Source organism: Fluviicola sp. (assembly GCF_030151805.1).
GTDB lineage: Bacteria > Bacteroidota > Bacteroidia > Flavobacteriales_D > Crocinitomicaceae > Fluviicola.
The window spans coordinates 1-19,870 of sequence record NZ_JASLCN010000330.1; the positions used below are offsets into that span (position 1 = coordinate 1).

Here is a 19,870-nt window from a genome sequence, read left to right on the forward strand (position 1 = left end):
TGCCAGGGAGGATCGATTACTTTGTCCGGTTCCGGCGCGCAAACTTACGCGTGGGACAATTCCGTGAACAATGGAGTTTCTTTTACACCCACTTCAACGCAAACCTATACGGTTACAGGAACGGATGCAAATGGTTGTCAGAATACAGCTCAGGTTTCGGTGACGGTAAATCCTTTGCCAACAGTCGATGCGGGAATGGACCAATCTCTTTGTCAGGGCGGAACGGTGACATTATCCGGTTCGGGAGCGCAAACCTATACCTGGACAAATGGTATAACGAACGGAGTTGCTTTTGTTCCGGTTTCTACACAAACCTATACGGTAACCGGAACGGATGTGAATGGTTGTCAATCGACAGACCAGGTTTCGGTGACAGTAAATCCGCTGCCGGTAGTAGAAGCCGGTTTGCCTCAGATAGTTTGTGCGGGGGTGAATGTGACATTGTCCGGTTCCGGCGCTCAAACATATTTATGGGATAACGGCGGAACGAATAATGTTCCGTTTACGCCAACAACAACGGGGATGTATACATGTACCGGAACAGATGCGAACGGTTGTCAGAATACGGATCAGGTACTTGTAACGGTCAATCCTGTTCCGGTTGTAAATGCAGGAGCAGATCAGGCTGTTTGCCAGGGAGCTTCGGTGATTCTGTTTGCTTCAGGCGCTCAAACATACAATTGGAACAACGGAGTGAATAACGGAGTTTCATTTGTTCCGAATGCAACACAAACCTATACGGTAACAGGAACTTCCGTGAATGGCTGCCAGGCAACAGACCAGGTCGTTGTAACTGTGAATCCGCTGCCAAATGTAAATGCGGGAGCAGATCAGTCTGTTTGCCAGGGAACGGCGGTGACATTATCCGGTTCCGGCGCACAAACGTATGCCTGGAATAATGGAGTAGTGAATAGCGTTTCTTTTACTCCGGGGTTGACTCAAACTTATTCAGTTGTAGGAACGGATGCGAATGGTTGTCAGAATACCGATCAGATCACGGTGGTGGTGGTTCCGTACCCGGTTTCGAATCTTTCGTCAGATCTTAACTCCGGGCATCCGACCCTGACAGTCAATTTTGATAATAATTCCACCGGTGCTGATTCCTATCACTGGAATTTCGGAAACGGGTTGGAGTATAATTCGCAGAACACCTCCGGGCAGCAGGTTTCATACAATAATCCGGGAGAATACATGGTGGTGTTAACCGCAATGAATGGCTCGTGTACGGATACGGATACGCTTTTGATCAGTGTGCTTCCTTTTGAAGACCCCGTTATCCTTGTTCCGAATATTTTTACTCCGAACGGAGACAATAACAACGACCGCTTCTTCATTTCAGCCGATTACGTGACATCTGTCAAAGTTAAAATTGTGAACCGCTGGGGAGACCGGATGCATGAATACGACGATATTCAGGGCTTTTGGGATGGAACCGTAAATGGAAATCCGGCATCCGACGGAGTTTATTTCTTTCAATATGAAATTGAAGGAATCAACGGAACCGTGCTCAAAGGACAAGGAAATATTCAATTGATCCGTTAAGCAAATGAAAACACACACAAAACGAACTCCGACAGACTTCTCTGTAAACTCAGCCGAAGTCTGTCGGGATTGTTTCTTGAAAAAGGGTAGAAGCAAAGTGCTTGAGAAGCGAAATCAGTTATGGTTCTCCGGAATAGATTTCCCGTGAATTTTTAAAAGATACTCTGCGGGCTTTCGGAAATAAAACAACCCGTTAACTACTAAACACATCCATTTCACATAGTTGTGCTTTGGATTACCAAAAAACAATTGAAAAAAACTCGGAAAACAGCTTTCCCAAACCACATGATATAGGTCAGGTATAGATAGAGCATAGGTAGAGTATGGGTAGAGCATAGATACAGTATCAAAATGTTATAGAATTAACATGTGGTTTTAGGGCGTTTCAGCCGTTTTTGACACCAATTTATCCATATCAGCCTCAAGACCCCGACTCTTCAAGTCTTGACTCCCTCTGTCTCAATATTATTTCTCAAAAATGTAAAATTTCATCTTTTTCCTACTACCTTGGTTTCCTCGTGACCGTCAGAAGAATTCATTCCTCAACTATTTTCAAACAAAACCTGAAGTAAAAAAGACTCCGGCAATTGCAGTCTTTTTTTGTTTAACTACATTTGTACTATGCGTATTGTTCGGCAATTGAGCCCTGAAATGAAGTTTAATAGCCCAATCCTTACTTTGGGAACCTATGATGGTGTTCATTTGGGACACCAGGAAATTATTCGTTCATTGGTTGAAAAGGCTAAAAATGAGAGGAAGGAATCCGTGTTGTTTACCTTTGATCCGCATCCGAGAAAAGTGCTTTATCCCGAAAGTCATTCCGTTAAATTAATTGATACGGTTGATGAAAAACTGGCAAAACTGGAAGAATTGGGTCTTGATACCGTGATTCTTTTTCCGTTCACCAAAGAGTTTTCACGACTTTCCGCCATGGAATTCGTTCGGGACGTACTCGTAAATCAGATTGGAATCAGTGAAATGCACATCGGACACGACCATCATTTCGGAAAAAACCGCGAAGGATCGTTTCAGGAATTGCAGGAATTGGGAGAATTGTATCATTTTGATGTGTATCAGCTTCCGGCAATTGCTGTTGGAGAAACCACGATTAGCTCCACAAAAATCCGGAATGCGATTCTGGAAGGAAATGTGACCTACGCCGCTTCGTTATTGGGAACTCCTTTCGTATTGAAAGGAAAGGTGGTGAAGGGGCAGCAGATCGGCAGAACAATTGGTTATCCGACTGCCAATATTGATCTGGGAAATTCGGAGAAAATTGTTCCGAAAAACGGAGTGTATGCCGCGAAAGCATATCTCGGAGATCAATTGATTCACGGTGTGATGAATGTGGGTACAAGACCTACAGTTGCAAATAACGGGGAAGTAACCATTGAAATTCATTTATTTGATTTCAGTGAAGAAATCTATGGACAGGAAATGAAAATAGAAGTGATGCAACATATTCGTGATGAAAAGCGTTTTGAGAACATAGAAGATTTAAAGAATCAAATTCAACTAGATGAAGTTACTGCTCGCAATTACCTTTCTGTACGCCTGTAATTTCCTGTACGCGCAGGATACATTAAAAATTTATCGCTGGGAAGAAGTCCAGAGAGCTAACCCGGACACCATTTTAGCAATTGACGCATCTAAATTGAAATGGGAGAAAATCCCGGAAAATCTGTATTCATTTAAGAATCTGAAATATTTGAATGTTTCCAAAAACAAACTGAAGGAACTTCCTTTGGAAATGGGCGTGTTCAAACAGTTAAAAACATTGGACGCTACAAAAAACAATATTGACGCCTCACCGATTGTTATTTGTCAGCTTCCGAAATTACAGCGATTTCATGCTGCACGGAATAAAATCAGTTCGCTTCCTGCTTGTATCGGGTATCTGACGGATTTAAAGGTGTTGGACATTTGGGATAATCCGATTAATTCGTTGCCGGAAGAATTATTGAATCTGAAGAAATTGGAGGCTGTAGATATGCGATCCATTATGCTTGGACCCCGTTTTCAGCAGAAGTGGGAACAGTCGATGCCGCAGGTGAAATGGTATTTTGACCCACCTTGTCATTGCGTCGAGTAAGAATCCGCGCAAGCGGATGAAGACTGAGGCTCCGTCTCACAAGACGGAAAAGCCGATGGAGCGCGCAAGCGGATGAAGACTGAGGCTCCGTCTCACAAGACGGAAAAGCCGCAGAACTGATGTGTATATAAAAAGGATGCTATTCAAGCACAGATACGCGCACTTTATTAAAGATGGATTCCCCATGTTCAGATAGAGGCATCTTCTTTAATTGAAACAATTTGAAAAAATATTTTTCTTTTTTTCCAACCTTTTAAAATTCGTGACATCATATGGGTGTCAAGTATAAATCAGAAATCTCTCTGATTGGTTTGGTAAATTGGGTTTTAGGTTTGGAAAAGGGTACTATTTGGATTGTACCCTTTTTCAGTTTTATAGAATTTCCGCTTCCTGGTTGCTTGTTCGCGATATTGCATACCGGCCAGTTATAGCAAGAGATTCGGCGGATAATTTTCTCATTTTTTTGACTGCACGAACGCTCGTCTTACATCGATTTTAATTCTACTTCAAAAATCTCTGTCCAGAAATCGCGGATTGATTTTCCGTAAACGCCAAGCATTTGTGGAACCAGGCTTGCAGTAGAGAATCCCGGAGTGGTGTTCACCTCGATTACATGAGGAATTCCATCCACAACCATGAAATCAATTCGTGCAATGGATCTCAATTGAAGCAAACTGTAAATTTCTTTGGATCGTTCCCAAACCAAATCTCTGATTGAATCCGGAATTCTTGCCGGAGTAATTTCCTGGGACTGTCCTAAATATTTGGCTTCGTAATCGAAGAAATCATTATCCGTAACAATTTCCGTTAATGGAAGCGGGATTAAACCAGATGGAGAGCGGTAGATTCCGCAAGTCACTTCCGTACCTTTTAAGAATGCTTCGATCACAATCGTGTCACCTTCTTCAAAAGCTTTATCTAATGCTGCAGAAAGATCGCCGGCTTTGGAAACTTTGCTGATCCCGAAACTTGAACCGGAATCAGAAGGTTTTACAAAACAAGGAAGACCCAATTGATCCAGGATTTCGCTTTCGGTAAATTCTGTACGGGATTTCAGGAAAAGTGATTTCGCAACCGGAATCCCGAAGCGGGAAAGAAATTGGTTGCAATACCATTTGTCAAAACTCAGTTCGGAAGCAAGCGCGTTCGAATTGACGTAAGGAATTCCTTTCATATCCAGCAAAGCCTGAATTTTTCCGTTTTCACCGGGATTTCCATGAATATAAATAAGTCCGACATCAATTTTAGACTCTATCCCTGCGCTTTGATAACTCATGCGTTCGATCGAAAAAGGAAGTTTTTCAGCACCTTGAGGAACAAACCATCCGTCTTCAAATACATGAATCGGTACGACCTCGTAACCGGAAGGGAAATTATCCATAATGGTTTGAGCACTTTTTAATGAGATTTCAAACTCAGAAGAATATCCGCCGCAAAATAAACCAACTCGCTTCATACCTTGTATTTTTTACAAAATTAGCGGATAATTGAACCTTCATTTGATCTTGCGGAGAAAAGTTTTCAGAATAGATTGTTAAAAGCTTCATCTGTCGTTGTATTCTCGCAGAAACATTCTTTCTATATTTGTTGCAACTTACAATCGATATATGAAGTTTTTTCAAAAGCTTAAGGCATTTGTTTGGAGTAAACACTTTTTGAAGCATACGCTCTTCATTGTGCTGACATATTTCCTGGTGATTACAATTGTAGTGATCTATTTGGATCAGTATACCAATCACGGGGAGAAAATAGATGTTCCGAATGTAGTTGGACTTAAAACAGCAAGCGCACAATCCAAACTGGAAGAGCTGGATTTGAAGATCGAAATGCTGGATTCTGTATACAGACCTGAATTGCCGGTTGGAACAATTGTTTCCCAGGATCCGCTTCCAACATCCAAATCAATGGTTTATGTGAAGTCGGGGCGGATTATCCGCGTACAGGTTTCCAAAAAATCGCGCCTGGTTGAAATGCCGAGTTTGATTGATAAATCAGAACGAATGGCGGAAAGCGTCTTGAAAAACAGAGGGTTGAAATACCGTAAGAATTATGTTCCTACCAGTGAATCAAATGGAGCCGTATTGAGACAGCTTTACAACGGAAGAGAGATTAAGGAAGGAACAAAAATTCCGATCGGAAGTACGGTTACTCTGGTAGTTGGTCAGAATAACGCTGCCCAGCCGGTTACATTAATTGATTTGAACGGTTTGACAATATCTGAGGCTAAAGCACGTTTAAGTGGAATATCGCTACATGTTTTAGTCGGAGTATGTGATGGATGTACAAACGCTGCTGATACGACCACTGCTGTTATTTATTCTCAAAGCCCTGAATATTTGGAAGGAGTGACCGTTTCGCCTGGTACAACAATTACAGTTTCAGCTGAAAAAAGGTAGGTAATTTTGAATTAGATGAAATTTACTTTAGTACCCGTTTTCGTATTCGTTGTTGCTTTAATCTCATTCGGACAGGAAGTGCTTAGTCCGATCGGAGCAATGAAAAGAGGTGATGCAAAACCAAAGTCTTTGAGCTTGAAAAGCACCACAACGATTGACAGCACATTTGTTTATTCTTTTGATACATTGTCATTGCCGATTCTGGATGAGTTCTCTCATTCCAAATTTTCGGAAATGAATGCACAACCCGGAGATGCAGGCGTGACGGAACAGAAATATTATTATCTGACAGATTTGCTGAACGTTCCTTTGACGAATGACAAAAAATTTTCCAGTAATCCAACTAAGAAGTATACCACTTCCGGAGGAACAACAACGGAAAGTGCTTTGCCGCTGATTTCAATCAAACAGGCAAATTTTCAGAATTATCCGGTAGTTTATTCCACCATTCAATTTTACCCGCCTTACAATATTTACGAAGATCTGGATCAGGGAACACCGGCAGATACTGTTCCGATGACCAACCCGGATATCAAACAAGATTCTGTGATCGTTTTTTTCTATCATGAAGCAGATCCTACAAAATACTGGACAGATAAATTTGTTTATCATAATTATACCAGTGCGGTTAATCCGTGGACATTGGGAGTTGCAACATTCGATGGACTCGATGAATCCGGATATCCTTACGCAATCGGAACAACGCAAACCGGGTATGCAGATTACCTGACTTCGAAAGTGATTGATTTGTCTTCTTATGCTCCGAATGACTCCATTTACCTGAGTTTCCTGGTTCAAAGACAAGGTTTCGGTGATGAGCCGGAGCAACAGGATTCATTGGTACTGGAATTCTTTAATAAGGGAACAAATCATTGGAACCGTGTTTGGGCGATGAACGGAGGTCCTGTGAGCGATTTTAAAATGGCTCACCTGAAAATTACCAATGCCGCATATTTGACGGACGGATTCAAATTCCGGTTTAAGAATTACGGCGGACTTTCCGGAATGCTGGACGAATTCCATTTGGATTATGTGCATTTGAGAAACGGAAGCGGATACCAGGATACCTTATTTAAAGATTTTGCATTTGTATACAAGATCGGATCGTTGGTTGATACGTATACGGAAGTTCCATGGGAACATTGGGTTCACGACCCGACTCACATGAATTCGGAAGTGAAAGTGACTGTGAGAAACGGTTCCAATATTCTGGAAAACAACATGAACGGAAGTGTAAAAGTAAATTTCAACGGTACAACGGAAGGATCTTTTACGTTGATCGGATCGCTTTTATCTGATGGAATCAATTATGAGCCAAGAACGGTTGTTGAAAGTTTCCATAATTTTACGGGTGGATATACGTTTTCCACAACACCTTCGGCAGCTACCAAAACCTTTGATGTTATTGGCAATGCGGGAGCACCGTTTCCAAACCTGCCGTTGAATGATTCTTCCTATACGCAACAAGTTTTCGAAAATGTGTATGCTTACGATGATGGTTCGGCAGAATCAGCATATGGCCTTTCACAGGTACAGGCGAGATTGGCATTGAAGTTTACGCCTTATAAAGCAGATACGCTGCTTGGTGTCCGGATGTGTTTCGTTCCGACAGTAAAAGACTTGTCTCACAAATTGTTTTTGCTGACTGTTTGGGGAGACAATAACGGGGTACCGGGAGCAGTGTTGTATGAAGATCAGTTTTTCTACCCAAGAACTCCGATTTATGAAGATGGGCGCGGAATTTATACGGATTATATTTTAAAGGACACCAGGTTGTCTTTGCCGGCGGGTTCATTTTATGTCGGAATGAGACAAATTGATCCGGAGCCGTTGAATATTGGTTTCGATAAAAACAATGTACATTCTGATAAAGTGTTCTTTTCCCTGAACGGAGGAACCAGCTGGACAAATTCATCCCTTCCGGGGGTGCCGATGATGCGTCCTCTGATCCTGACGCAGGATAATATTGATTTGTCAGTAGAAGAACGAACAAAAGAAATTTCATGGGGTGTTTTCCCGAATCCGACAGAAGGAATTGTACGAATCGACTGGAGATCCGAAGAGCCATTCCCGGGAGCAGTTTTAATTGATGCTCAGGGAAGAATTCTTTTGAATGTTTCTTCAGAAAATCCGCAATTTGATTTAAGTGATTCTCCGTCCGGAATCTACTTTTTGAAATTAAACAATTCACAAGACGTTAAAAAAATTATCCGATAAAAGATGAATGACAATGCTCAGGATGTTGAACAGGAAGAAGAGGAACTTTTTGAGCATTATCGCTTTCAGGTTGATTCCGGTCAGGAATCGGTCCGGATTGATAAGTACCTGATAGACAAACTTCCGAATACTTCACGCAATAAGATTCAATCTGCGGCAAAGAACGGAAGTATTGTTGTGAACGGAAATCCCGTTAAATCAAACTACAAGGTGAAGCCCAAAGATGAGGTAGCAATTGTTTTACCTTATCCGGTTCGTGAAATTGAACTGATTCCCCAGGATATTCCACTCGATGTTGTGTACGAAGACAATGAATTGATCGTCATCAACAAACCGGCAGATATGGTGGTGCATCCCGGATATGGAAATTACACGGGAACACTTGTGAATGCATTGGTTTTTCACTTTGATAATTTACCGGAACGGAAATCGGATTACTACGGCCGTCCCGGTTTGGTTCATCGCCTGGATAAACATACGACCGGAATCATGGTTGTTGCCAAAACAGAAGACGCATTGACCAATCTGGCAAAGCAGTTTTACGACAGAACAACCGAAAGAAGGTATCATGCCCTGGTTTGGGGGGATGTGGAAGAAGATATGCGCATCGAAGGAAACTTGGGGCGCTCGCTTCAAAACCGGAAGGTTATGACTGTTTTTCCGGAAGGAGACCATGGAAAACATGCCGTAACGCACGTAAAAGTTTTAAAACGTTTCGGTTTGGTGACTTTGGTCGAGTGTAAACTGGAAACCGGGCGAACACACCAGATCAGAACCCATTTGAAATGGAAAGGACATCCCTTGTTTCACGACCTGGAATATGGCGGAGACCGCATTGTGAAAGGGACTACACACGATAAATACAAGCAATTCATACATAATTGTTTTGATCTGATTCCGGGTCAGGCGTTACACGCTAAATCGTTAGGATTCCAACATCCGAAGACCCGCGAATGGATGCAGTTTGACTCTGATTTACCTGAAGGATTTCAGGTTTTACTGCAAAAATGGGAAAGATACGTCGCTGAGTAATTTATCACAAAAACTGATTTTGACGTTTTTTTTTCTCGCATAAATAGTGCGTATTCAAAATTTTAATTTAATTTCGGCAATCATGATACTGAACAACTATACCTTTAAGCCAATAGTTTGTCGAATATCACTGTGTTTATATAAAAAGATTGCACCTTGCTATGAATGTTAAAACGCTTATTTTATCTGGACTTTTAATTGTTTCCAATCTGTCTTTCGGACAAGTGAAGCAAATTAAAGATGCAAATACTCAGTTTAGAAGTGGAAACTACTGCGAAGCAGCATCAAAATGTGAGTTAGCCTATTCAAAAATCAAACGTAAGTCTAAATCAGGTCTTGCAATGAAAGGAGACATGGCGTTCAAAACTGCAGAATGCTATAGAAACGTTGATAATTTCAAAAGAGCTAATGAGTGGTATGAAAAAGCCATTTTATTGAAGTTTCAACAAAAAGAACCACTTGTTTTGTTGTATAATGCAGACATGTTACGTCAAATGGGCGACTTGAAAAAGGCTCAGGACAATTATACGGCGTATAAAGCATTGGTTCCGGATGATCCGAGAGCGGATGTTGGAATCGCTTCTTGCAAGATGTATGAAGAGTTTAAAGAAAACAGAACACGTCATACGGTTTCAAATGTGAAAGCATTGAATAAAGAAGGATTTGAGATGGCTCCGATGTTTGTTGACAAAAAAGATACAAAAATCGCATTCGGTACATCCAGTGATCGTGAAGGAATAACAGGGAAAGCAAAGGATCCGTTGACTTGTCAGAAATACATGGACATTTTCGTGTCTGAAATTGATAAAAAAGGAAACTGGTTGGAACCGAAGCCAATTGTTGGTGACAGTATTAACACAGAAGATAGTGAAGGTACGTTGTGTATTGATGCACGTGGTAAAACGATGTTCTTTACACGTTGTCCAAGTACTAAAAAGAAAAACTTAGGTTGTGATATCTATATGTCTGAATTAGGAGGTAAAGGATGGGAACGTCCGAAGAAACTTTCTTTGAAATCAAATGATACCTTGTCTGTAGGACATCCATGTGTGAGCGACGATGGAAAGTATTTGATCTTTGCTTCTGATTTGCCAGGTGGACAAGGAGGACACGATTTATGGTATACTACTTACGATAAAAAATCAGATTCATGGACAACTCCTGTAAACATGGGGCCTGAGGTCAACACGGCAGGAAATGAATTGTTCCCGAGCTTTGCGAAAAACGGAGATTTGATTTATGCTTCTGACGGTCTTCCGGGAATGGGAGGTTTGGATATGTTCCGCGCTGAGAAAGTAGGAGATAAATACCAATGGGAAAAACCGACAAACTATGGTTCTCCGATTAACTCTGAGTTCAACGACTACGCAATGGTTGAAGTAGATGACCGTAAAGGTTATTTCACATCTGAGCGTAAAGGAAACGTTGGTGAGCAATTCAGCCCTGATTTATGGATGTATGAACTTCCTCCGAACATTTTCTCTTTGAAAGTAAATGTATTTGACTTGATTGACAAAACACGTCAAACAAAGATCGAAGGGGTGAAAGTTGTTGTTACAGGATCTAATCCGAACGAAAAATGGGAAGGTTTGACTGCAAAAGACGGATCTGTTTACTGGGATAAAAAACCAAACGGAGATCGTTACATCCAGGAGAATTCAGATTACAAAATTGCTATTTCGAAAGAAGGATATTACGAAGACAAAAACGGAGCTTCGATCTCTACAAAAGGATTGATGTACAACCAGGATTTCGTATTGGATATGGGATTATTCCCAATCAAAAAAGCAATCCGACTTCCGGAAGTTCGTTATCCTTTGGCAAAATGGGATTTGTTAGTTGACTCTACGATTAATTCAAAGGATTCCTTGTTGTTCGTTTACAACTTATTAGTTGATAATCCGGGATTGGTTCTTGAGTTGAGTTCACATACTGACCCTCGTGGTAATGATGTTTACAACCAGGTTCTTTCTGAAAACCGTGCGAAGGCTTGTTACAAGTTCTTAGTGGAGGAAAAAGGAATTGATCCGAGAAGAATTATTCCGGTTGGAAAAGGAGAGCGTGAGCCAAGAACAGTTTACCTGAACGGTGGTGTTTATCACGAAAACGAACCAATGCTTGACGGAGCTCCGAAACCAGGTACGCAAGTGATCGTGTTGAAAGAAGCTTACATGAACCAGTTCAAGAAAACAAACAAGAAATTGTTTGAACAGCTTCAACAGTTCAACAGACGTACGGAAGGAAAAGTGGTTACTTTAGAGTTTGATGCAAGTTCAGCTCTGCCAGCTAATCCGGACTTCCTGGTCTTTAAACCGCTTCCAAAAGCAAAGTAAGAGAAAGCACTGCTTTCGATGTAGGCAAGCGTTAGTGCAGCCAACAAAGCACAGTTTGGAATAAAATACAAGCAATAGCGCAGTGTAAAAGACTGCTGAAAAGAATAGAAAAAGCCTTCGTTCATACGAAGGCTTTTTTGTGCGCAATGCTCTCAATTGAATTTTGTAACTTTGCGCTTTCAATTTTACATATGTCAGACGTTCGATATAATTTACGAGGTGTTTCCGCTGGAAAGGAAGAAGTACATAATGCGATCAAAAAAGTCGATAAAGGCTTGTTCCCAAAAGCATTTTGTAAGATAGTTCCCGATTATTTGACTGGTGATGAAGATTACTGTATCGTTATGCATGCCGACGGTGCGGGAACGAAGTCTTCATTGGCGTATATGTATTGGAAAGAAACCGGCGATGTTTCTGTATGGAAAGGAATCGCCCAGGACGCATTGATCATGAATATTGATGATTTGCTCTGTGTTGGAGCAACGGAAAATATTTTGCTGTCATCGACCATCGGGAGAAACAAAAACCTGATTACAGGAGAAGTCATTGCTGCGATTATCAACGGAACAGAAGAATTACTTGAAACACTCCGTGGCCAGGGAATCGGAATTTACTCTACAGGAGGCGAAACTGCTGATGTGGGAGATTTGGTACGTACAATTATCGTGGATTCTACGGTAGTTTGCCGCATGAAACGTTCGGACGTGATTTCCAATCACACGATTCAAGGAGGAGATGTAATCGTCGGATTGGCATCATTCGGTCAGGCAACGTATGAAGATGCATACAACGGTGGAATGGGATCAAACGGATTGACTTCTGCCCGACACGACGTTTTCAATAAAACATTGGCTGCAAAATATCCTGAAAGTTTTGACGCGGCAGTTCCTGCTGAGCTGGTTTATTCCGGATCGAAGAACCTGACGGATTCCGTAGAAGGAGTTCCGGTTGATGCAGGAAAGTTGGTGCTTTCCCCTACAAGAACGTATGCTCCGGTTATCAAAGCAATGTTGGATCAATGCCGTTCATCCATTCACGGAATGGTTCATTGCTCGGGCGGAGCGCAGACAAAAGTGCTTCACTTCGTTGACGGTGTGCACGTGATCAAAGATAACTTGTTCCCGATTCCTCCATTGTTCAGAATGATTCAGGAAGAATCCGGAACGGATTGGAAAGAAATGTACAAAGTATTCAATATGGGGCATCGCATGGAAGTTTACTTGCCGGAAAGCGAAGCACAGCAAATTATTGAGATCAGCAAGTCTTTTGGGATTGATGCCCAAATTATCGGACGTGTTGAAAAAATGGAGGGCAAACAGGTAACTGTTCGCTCGGAAGTAGGAGAGTTTGTTTATCATTCATAACCAATCCTCCTTTTGGAATTAAAGACTACATAAAATCAAATGCAAGATTTATTAAGTAAACTGGAAGCGATTCACTTTCGATTTGTGGAAGTTGGTAAAATGATTACCGACCCGGAGATTATTTCCGACATGGATCGTTATGTGAAGTTGAACAAGGAATATAGAGACCTGGAAGAGGTCGATAACGCTTATAAAGCATATAAAAACATCCTGGATAACCTGAAGAGTTCGAAAGAATTGCTTGAAACTGAAACCGACCCCGAAATGCGGGAGATGGCGAAGATGGAAATCAACGAACTGGAGCAGAAAAGACCGGAAATCGAAGAAGAGATCAAAGTGCTTCTGATTCCGAAAGATCCGGAAGATGATAAAAATGCGATTGTCGAATTGCGCGCCGGAACCGGTGGTGATGAGGCATGTATCTTCGTGGAAGATATTTTCCGGATGTATACCATGTACTTTAAAGAAGTGGGCTGGTCTTATGAAATTGTGAACTCTTCGGAAGGTTCCGGAAAAGGATACAAGGAAGTTTCCATGAGTATCACGGGAGCAGGAATTTACGGAATGCTGAAGTTCGAATCGGGTGTTCACCGCGTGCAGCGTGTGCCGGAAACGGAATCCCAGGGCCGCGTTCATACTTCTGCAATCACCGTAGCCGTTTTACCGGAAGCAGAAGAAGTGGATTTCGAACTCGATATGAATGATGTGCGGAAAGACACTTTCCGGGCTTCAGGAGCGGGAGGACAGCACATTAACAAAACAGAATCGGCAATTCGTTTGACACATATTCCGACCGGAGTAGTAGTCGAATGTCAGGATGGACGTTCACAGCATAAAAACCTCGAGAAGGCGATTTCCGTTTTGCGTTCACGTTTGTACCAGGCAGAATTGGATCGGGTGCACCAGGAACGTGCAGCACAAAGAAAAACCCTGGTTTCGACGGGAGACCGTTCGGCAAAAATCAGAACCTATAATTATCCGCAGGGACGAATCACGGATCACCGTATCAATAAAACGATGTACAACTTAAATGCATTTATGAACGGAGATATTCAGGAAATGATTGACGCTTTAAAAATGGCCGAAAATGCCGAAAAAATGAAAGGTGAATTGAACTAACTCTATTGAAAAATTGAATAGGGATATTGGAAAAGGTGGTTGAGCAGAGTCTAAACCACCTTTTTCGTTTTTAGTTGATAATATGCCTTTAACCGAATAATGATAACCATTCACCATTTTTTTAACCACAATTGACTGATAAATGCGATTTTTGCACCTCAACTCAACAATATGAAATTAGGATTATCCATTTTAGTTGTTCTAATCACTACAATTTCCTTTGGCCAGACCAATGCGACTTTGAGTGGAACCATCAAGGATGCGTCAAAAGGAGAAGAGATTATCGGGGCGATTATTCGTGTGAAAGACCAGAAATTGGGAACTGTTACAAACGAATATGGTTTCTATTCTTTAACCTTACCGGCAGGAAAATATACGTTCCAGATATCAGGAACCGGCTATCTGATGATTGAAAAAGAAATAGATCTGACAACTTCTCAGTCAATGGATTTTCAGTTAAAGACTGAGCAGGATGAAACCGAATTGGAAGAAGTGGTTGTTTCTACCGACAGGCCTGATGGAAATGTGAGAGATCCGTTGATGGGAGTTGAAAAAATCGACCCGAAAGAAATTGCGAAAATCCCGGTTATTTTCGGAGAAAAGGATTTGATTAAAACCATGCAGTTGATTCCCGGGGTGAAAAATGCCGGAGAGGGAAGCTCCGGATTTTATGTTCGGGGTGGTGGTGCAGATCAAAACCTGATTTTATTGGATGAGGCTCCGGTTTATAACGCGAGTCATTTACTGGGTTTTTTCTCCACGTTTAATTCGGATGCGATCAAAGATGCGATGCTTTTCAAAGGAAATCAGCCGGCGAATTACGGAGGTCGTTTGTCTTCTGTTCTCGATATTAAAATGAATGACGGAAACCAGAAACGCTACAATGTGGGCGGTGGAATCGGATTGATTTCCTCCAAACTGCTTGTAGAAGGCCCGATCGCGAAAGACAAGGCATCTTTCCTGGTTTCAGGAAGAAGAACATATGCCGATTTATTTCTGAAATTGTCCGATAAGTTTAAAGATAACAAGTTGTTTTTTTACGATCTGAATGCGAAATTGAATTACCGGATCGGTAAAAAAGACCGTTTGTTTGTTTCCGGGTATTTCGGACGAGATAAACTGGGATTGGGAGACATTTTCGGAATCAATTGGGGAAATGCAACAGGAACGCTTCGCTGGAATCACATTATTAACGACAAGTGGTTTTCAAACACCTCGTTCATTTATAGTAAATACGATTACAAAATTTCGATTTCAGGCGGAGATGTGAAATTCGACATCACTTCCCAGATCCAGGATTTCAACGTGAAGCAAGAGTTTCAATGGTTTCCGAACAACCGCAATAAAGTGAAAATCGGGTTGAATGTCATTAACCACGGAATCACGCCGGGGCAGATTGATGCAAACGCAGAATCTGGAATCAACGTCAAAAGAATCAAACCGACGAATTCGATTGAAAATGCCGTTTATATCAGCAATGATTATAACCTGAGCGAGAAATTCATTCTGAGTTACGGATTGAGAGGCTCGAACCTGATAGCACTTGCCAATGGCGAGGAAATGTATACGTACAACCCGGATGGATCGGTGGCAACAACCAACTTGTATTCGAAGAACAAATTGTTGAAATCCTATTTCTATGTGGAGCCGCGCGTTTCGTTTAGCTGGCAGTATCTGAAGGGTCAGTCGATCAAAGCGGCTTATGCCAGAAATACGCAGAACATTCACCAGATTTCCAATTCAACTTCCGGATCACCGACAGATGTTTGGTTGTCTTCCAGTTTGAATATCAAGCCGGAGGTTTCGGATCAGGTGGCTTTGGGATGGTTCAGAAATTTCTTGGACAATAAGCTGGAATTGAGTACGGAGGTTTACTACAAATGGATGCAGAATCAGCTGGATTATAAAAACGGAGCAAATGAACAGGCAAATGAACGCCTGGAAGGAGAATTGCTTTCCGGGATCGGAAGAGCATACGGTTTGGAAATCATGCTGAAGAAGAAAACCGGGAAGTTTACCGGGTGGATCGGTTATACGTTATCGCGTACGGAACGAAAAATTGCCGGGATCAATGACGGAAACTGGTATTTGGCAAAGCAAGACCGCACACATGATTTATCCATCGTCGGGATTTATGAAATTACGCCGAAATGGTCCGTATCGGCACTATTCGTGTTCTACACAGGGAACGCAGTAACTTTCCCTTCCGGGAAATACCAGATCGACGGGCAAACGTACTTTATTTATACGGAGCGAAACGGGTATCGCATGCCGAACTACCATCGTTTGGATTTGGGAGTGACGTGGCTTCGCAAGAACACGAAGAAGTTTGAAAGCAGTTGGAACTTCTCTATCTATAACGCTTATGCGCGTGAAAATGCCTATTCCATTACGTTTAGAGAAAACAAGGATGATCCGTCAAAAACGGAAGCAGTTCAAACCACTTTGTTTAAACTTGTTCCTGCAATTACTTATAACTTTAAATTCAAATAAGAGAAAGCACTGCTTTCGATAAATAATAGCACCGCTTTCGATAAGAGCCAGCCGAAAGGCTGGTGAAGACTGAGCTAAGCAATGATGAATTGTTTAAAGCGAAGGAACAAACGAAAGTGATTGAAGAAATTAAATACAACAAAAATGAAATTTGCGATAACAACATTCCTGTCTCTTCTTTTTCTGCTTGTAATTTCAGGTTGTCAAAAAGTAATTAATGTGGATTTAAACGACACGGATCAAAAGGTCGTAGTGGAAGGCGTTATTCTGCGGGGCGATACGATTCAGCGCGTACGGGTAACCAAAACACAGAATTTTGATGAGAGCACAAATCCTCCTGCAGTTGACAATGCGGTGGTGACCGTGATTGATAACCTGGGAAATGCCGCGAGTTTTACTTCGGTTGGAAACGGTTGGTACGAATTGACTTCTTATCCCGGAGTGGAAGGAAGAACCTATACTTTGTCTGTATCTGTTGACGGGAATACGTATTCCGGAAGCAGCACGATGCCGAACTTTCAGCCGCTGGCAAACCTGTACGCAGGCTTTTATCCGTTTGGAACAGATACGTTGATTTCGGTGGTTCCTGCGCATTATGACGAAGGAGGAGTTCAGAATTTCTTTCAGTTTCACGTATACAGAAACGGTGAAAGAGACAAGAGTATTTACATCCAGGACGATCAGTTCACCGACGGAAACCTGGTCATTCAACCGTTGTTTGTATCGGATATTCAAATGCAGGATACGGTTCGGGTTGATTTTTTCTGTATTGATAAACCGGTTTACAGCTACTTCAATCAGTTGTCGATAAATTCGTCGAGCAGTGCTACACCTGCAAATCCCGTTTCAAATATGAGCGGTGGCTGTATGGGATATTTTTCTGCACGGACTTTTGATTCGAAAACAGTTATCGTTCAATAGTACCGGAATTTGTTTTTCGTTGTATTTGCTTATCTTTGCAGGCTTAAAACAAGCAGATGACAAGACAGGAATTGATTCAGCAGATTCGCGCAAAAAAATCGTTTTTATGTGTTGGTTTAGATACCGACATGGATAAAATTCCGACTCATTTGCTGCAAAGTGAAGACCCGATATTTGAGTTCAACAAAGCCATTATTGATGCAACGAACGATTTGTGTGTGGCATACAAACCCAATGTTGCGTTCTACGAAGCTTTGGGACCAAAAGGATGGGAATCCCTGAAAAAGACCATTGATTACATTCCGGATCACTGTCTGACAATTGCAGATGCAAAACGCGGAGATATCGGAAATACATCTACCTATTACGCAAAAACCTTTTTTGAATACCTGAATTGTGATGCTGTAACAGTTGCTCCGTATATGGGAGAAGATTCGGTAACTCCATTCCAGGTTTTTCAGGATAAATGGGTGATTTTGCTTGCGCTTACATCGAATAAAGGAGCGCTGGATTTTCAGTTTACAACCGACGCTTCGGGAGAAGAACTGTACAAGAAAGTGTTGAAGAAAAGCTCTAAATGGGGTTCTGAAAATAACCTGATGTATGTAGTGGGAGCTACGCGCGCCGAAGGAATCGCTGAAGTGCGTAAAATTGTTCCGAATCATTTCTTTTTGGTTCCGGGAGTTGGTGCGCAAGGCGGAAGCCTGGAAGATGTTGCTAAATACGGATGGAATGCCGATTGTGGTTTGCTGGTAAATGCTTCCCGCTCGATTATCTATGCTTCGGATGAGTTGGATTTTGCTGCCAAAGCAAGAGAAGAAGCGCAGGATCTTCAAAAGCAAATGGAAATCATCTTACGGGAAAAGCAGTTCGTTTAAGAGGAAAAGATTAAACCAATGGTTGATTACGCAGAAAAACTCATCATTTTTATCAGTACGCCCATTTATGTGGTGCTGATTTTGGGTGAAATTATCCTGAGTAATTGGCACAACCGAAAATTGTATACCGTCGGAGATACGATTCAGAATTTGTATCTCATGCTCGCAAATATGGGGATTGATGTCCTGATGCGTGGAATTACTCTGTTTGTGTTGATGCTTTTCTTTGATTATCGTTTGGTGAACTGGGATACGGGAACCTGGTATTACTGGACTTTACTCTTTTTTGCTGAAGACTTTATTTTTTACTGGATTCACCGGATTGATCATGTGGTGCGCTTTTTCTGGGCGATTCATGTAACACATCATTCATCGGATAAATACAACCTGACAACCGGGTTCAGATCTTCTGTTTTTCAGCCTGTTTACCGCTTTGTCTGGTTTATTCCCCTGGTATTCCTGGGTTTTGAACCGTTCGATATTTTTATCATGTATTCGATTACCCAAACGTACGGAATTTTGGTTCACACCAAAGCTGTCGGGAAACTGGGATTTTTGGAAACATTCCTGGTTACACCGTCACATCACCGCGTTCATCATGCGTCCAATGTAGAATACCTGGATAAAAACATGGGGATGATTCTCATTGTTTGGGATAAATTATTCGGGACATTTCAAAAGGAAATCGACAATCTTCCGATCGAATATGGTTTGTATGAGAAAGAAATCAGCCAGAATCCGGCGAATGTAATTTTCCACGAATGGGTATCTATTTACAAAGATGTACGAAAAGTAAAAGGCTTCCGGAATAAATGGTTGTATATCACCAAACCACCGGGCTGGAGCCATGATGGAAGTACAATGACCTCGAAGGAATTGCGCGAGCATCTCAAACAAGTAAAAAACGATTAGAATGGAAGATTTGAAAACGCAACTGGCACAAGTGATCAGAGGGTATCACCAAAAAGGATGGTCACCGGCTACGTCTACAAATTATTCATTCAGATTGGCTGAAAACCCGGAAATCATTTTCGTTTCCAAATCGGGGATCGACAAGTCGCTTTTTTCTGCGGAAGATTTCATGGAAGTGGATTTGCAGGGAAAAGCTCTGCCGGCTTTTGAAGGAATTCGACCTTCTGCAGAAACACTGATTCATTGCAAATTGTACGAATTATTCCCGGAAACAATGTGCATCGTTCACAGTCATTCGGTGTATTCGGTATTGCAATCCATGAAGAATCAAACTTCAGTTGAATTGAGCGGATACGAAGTATTGAAAGGATTTGAAGGAATTAAAACGCACGAAACAAGTGTTCGGGTTCCGGTTTTTGACAATACACAGGATATGCCTGCTTTTTCAGCTGTTTTGGACCGGGAAAAAGGCCGTTTGACGGTTCCGGCATTTATCATGCGTCAACACGGAACTTATGCCTGGGGAAGAAACCTCTTTGAAGCGAAACGCCATTTGGAAACAGCGGAATAC

The 19,870-nt window shown here is 41.8% G+C and carries 15 protein-coding genes; 14 read left to right on the forward strand and 1 reads right to left on the reverse strand.

Annotation, left to right across the window (positions count from 1 at the left end):
• The 3 genes from Q1V93_RS12460 to Q1V93_RS12470 all read left to right on the forward strand — a co-directional run.
• On the forward strand, positions 1-1,542 hold a 1,542-nt coding region (locus Q1V93_RS12460), incomplete at its 5' end, for a gliding motility-associated C-terminal domain-containing protein (protein WP_300665176.1).
• Positions 1,543-2,193: 651 nt separating this feature from the next.
• The gene (locus Q1V93_RS12465) at positions 2,194-3,102 is read left to right on the forward strand and encodes a bifunctional riboflavin kinase/FAD synthetase (RefSeq protein ID WP_300665178.1); all 909 of its coding nucleotides are present in this window, start codon (positions 2,194-2,196) and stop codon (positions 3,100-3,102) included.
• Positions 3,062-3,634, forward strand: coding sequence for a leucine-rich repeat domain-containing protein (locus tag Q1V93_RS12470; RefSeq protein WP_300665180.1), 573 nt, complete (start codon positions 3,062-3,064; stop codon positions 3,632-3,634). Before Q1V93_RS12465 ends, Q1V93_RS12470 begins: the two co-directional genes overlap by 41 nt.
• A 484-nt stretch (positions 3,635-4,118) precedes the next feature.
• Here Q1V93_RS12470 and Q1V93_RS12475 read toward each other — a convergent pair whose 3' ends face one another.
• A complete protein-coding gene (locus Q1V93_RS12475; protein WP_300665181.1) occupies positions 4,119-5,090 on the reverse strand; it encodes a D-alanine--D-alanine ligase family protein in 972 nt (323 codons plus the stop codon).
• A gap of 199 nt (positions 5,091-5,289) precedes the next feature.
• Here Q1V93_RS12475 and Q1V93_RS12480 point away from each other — a divergent pair, with 199 nt between their 5' ends.
• The 11 genes from Q1V93_RS12480 to mtnB all read left to right on the forward strand — a co-directional run.
• Positions 5,290-6,030 carry a PASTA domain-containing protein gene (locus Q1V93_RS12480; RefSeq protein WP_300665182.1) on the forward strand — a complete coding sequence of 247 codons (741 nt, stop codon included), beginning with the start codon at positions 5,290-5,292 and terminating at the stop codon, positions 6,028-6,030.
• A 15-nt stretch (positions 6,031-6,045) separates the two neighbouring features.
• Positions 6,046-8,247 (forward strand): T9SS type A sorting domain-containing protein, encoded by a 2,202-nt coding sequence (locus tag Q1V93_RS12485; RefSeq protein ID WP_300665183.1) that lies wholly within the window; start codon positions 6,046-6,048, stop codon positions 8,245-8,247.
• 3 nt (positions 8,248-8,250) lie between these two features.
• Positions 8,251-9,279, forward strand: a complete 1,029-nt coding sequence (locus Q1V93_RS12490) for an RluA family pseudouridine synthase (RefSeq protein WP_300665184.1) — start codon at positions 8,251-8,253, stop codon at positions 9,277-9,279.
• 161 nt (positions 9,280-9,440) lie between these two features.
• A complete protein-coding gene (locus Q1V93_RS12495; RefSeq protein WP_300665185.1) occupies positions 9,441-11,612 on the forward strand; it encodes an OmpA family protein in 2,172 nt (723 codons plus the stop codon).
• A 191-nt stretch (positions 11,613-11,803) separates the two neighbouring features.
• A complete protein-coding gene (locus tag Q1V93_RS12500; protein ID WP_300665186.1) occupies positions 11,804-12,976 on the forward strand; it encodes an AIR synthase related protein in 1,173 nt (390 codons plus the stop codon).
• A gap of 39 nt (positions 12,977-13,015) precedes the next feature.
• Positions 13,016-14,095 (forward strand): peptide chain release factor 1, encoded by a 1,080-nt coding sequence (gene prfA, locus Q1V93_RS12505; RefSeq protein ID WP_300665187.1) that lies wholly within the window; start codon positions 13,016-13,018, stop codon positions 14,093-14,095.
• Positions 14,096-14,266: 171 nt separating this feature from the next.
• Positions 14,267-16,588, forward strand: coding sequence for a TonB-dependent receptor (locus Q1V93_RS12510; RefSeq protein ID WP_300665188.1), 2,322 nt, complete (start codon positions 14,267-14,269; stop codon positions 16,586-16,588).
• 144 nt (positions 16,589-16,732) lie between these two features.
• Complete coding sequence (locus Q1V93_RS12515; RefSeq protein ID WP_300665189.1) at positions 16,733-17,509, forward strand: DUF4249 family protein; 777 nt, start codon at positions 16,733-16,735, stop codon at positions 17,507-17,509.
• Positions 17,510-17,565: 56 nt separating this feature from the next.
• Positions 17,566-18,387: an orotidine-5'-phosphate decarboxylase gene (pyrF, locus tag Q1V93_RS12520; RefSeq protein ID WP_300665190.1), complete on the forward strand. Its 822-nt coding sequence runs from the start codon at positions 17,566-17,568 to the stop codon at positions 18,385-18,387.
• 18 nt (positions 18,388-18,405) lie between these two features.
• Positions 18,406-19,299, forward strand: a complete 894-nt coding sequence (locus tag Q1V93_RS12525; protein WP_300665191.1) for a sterol desaturase family protein — start codon at positions 18,406-18,408, stop codon at positions 19,297-19,299.
• A gap of 1 nt (position 19,300) precedes the next feature.
• A partial coding sequence (gene mtnB / locus Q1V93_RS12530) for a methylthioribulose 1-phosphate dehydratase (protein ID WP_300665192.1) occupies positions 19,301-19,870 on the forward strand: 570 nt, incomplete at its 3' end.

What these genes read in the sequence shown, in the direction of transcription:
- Q1V93_RS12465 (WP_300665178.1), top strand. Translation starts at nt 2,194, where the DNA reads ATGAAGTTTAATAGCCCAATCCTTACTTTGGGAACCTATGATGGTGTT.
- Q1V93_RS12470 (WP_300665180.1), top strand. Translation starts at nt 3,062, where the DNA reads ATGAAGTTACTGCTCGCAATTACCTTTCTGTACGCCTGTAATTTCCTG.
- Q1V93_RS12475 (WP_300665181.1), bottom strand. Translation starts at nt 5,090, where the DNA reads ATGAAGCGAGTTGGTTTATTTTGCGGCGGATATTCTTCTGAGTTTGAA.
- Q1V93_RS12485 (WP_300665183.1), top strand. Translation starts at nt 6,046, where the DNA reads ATGAAATTTACTTTAGTACCCGTTTTCGTATTCGTTGTTGCTTTAATC.
- Q1V93_RS12490 (WP_300665184.1), top strand. Translation starts at nt 8,251, where the DNA reads ATGAATGACAATGCTCAGGATGTTGAACAGGAAGAAGAGGAACTTTTT.
- Q1V93_RS12495 (WP_300665185.1), top strand. Translation starts at nt 9,441, where the DNA reads ATGAATGTTAAAACGCTTATTTTATCTGGACTTTTAATTGTTTCCAAT.
- Q1V93_RS12500 (WP_300665186.1), top strand. Translation starts at nt 11,804, where the DNA reads ATGTCAGACGTTCGATATAATTTACGAGGTGTTTCCGCTGGAAAGGAA.
- prfA (WP_300665187.1), top strand. Translation starts at nt 13,016, where the DNA reads ATGCAAGATTTATTAAGTAAACTGGAAGCGATTCACTTTCGATTTGTG.
- Q1V93_RS12510 (WP_300665188.1), top strand. Translation starts at nt 14,267, where the DNA reads ATGAAATTAGGATTATCCATTTTAGTTGTTCTAATCACTACAATTTCC.
- Q1V93_RS12515 (WP_300665189.1), top strand. Translation starts at nt 16,733, where the DNA reads ATGAAATTTGCGATAACAACATTCCTGTCTCTTCTTTTTCTGCTTGTA.
- pyrF (WP_300665190.1), top strand. Translation starts at nt 17,566, where the DNA reads ATGACAAGACAGGAATTGATTCAGCAGATTCGCGCAAAAAAATCGTTT.
- Q1V93_RS12525 (WP_300665191.1), top strand. Translation starts at nt 18,406, where the DNA reads ATGGTTGATTACGCAGAAAAACTCATCATTTTTATCAGTACGCCCATT.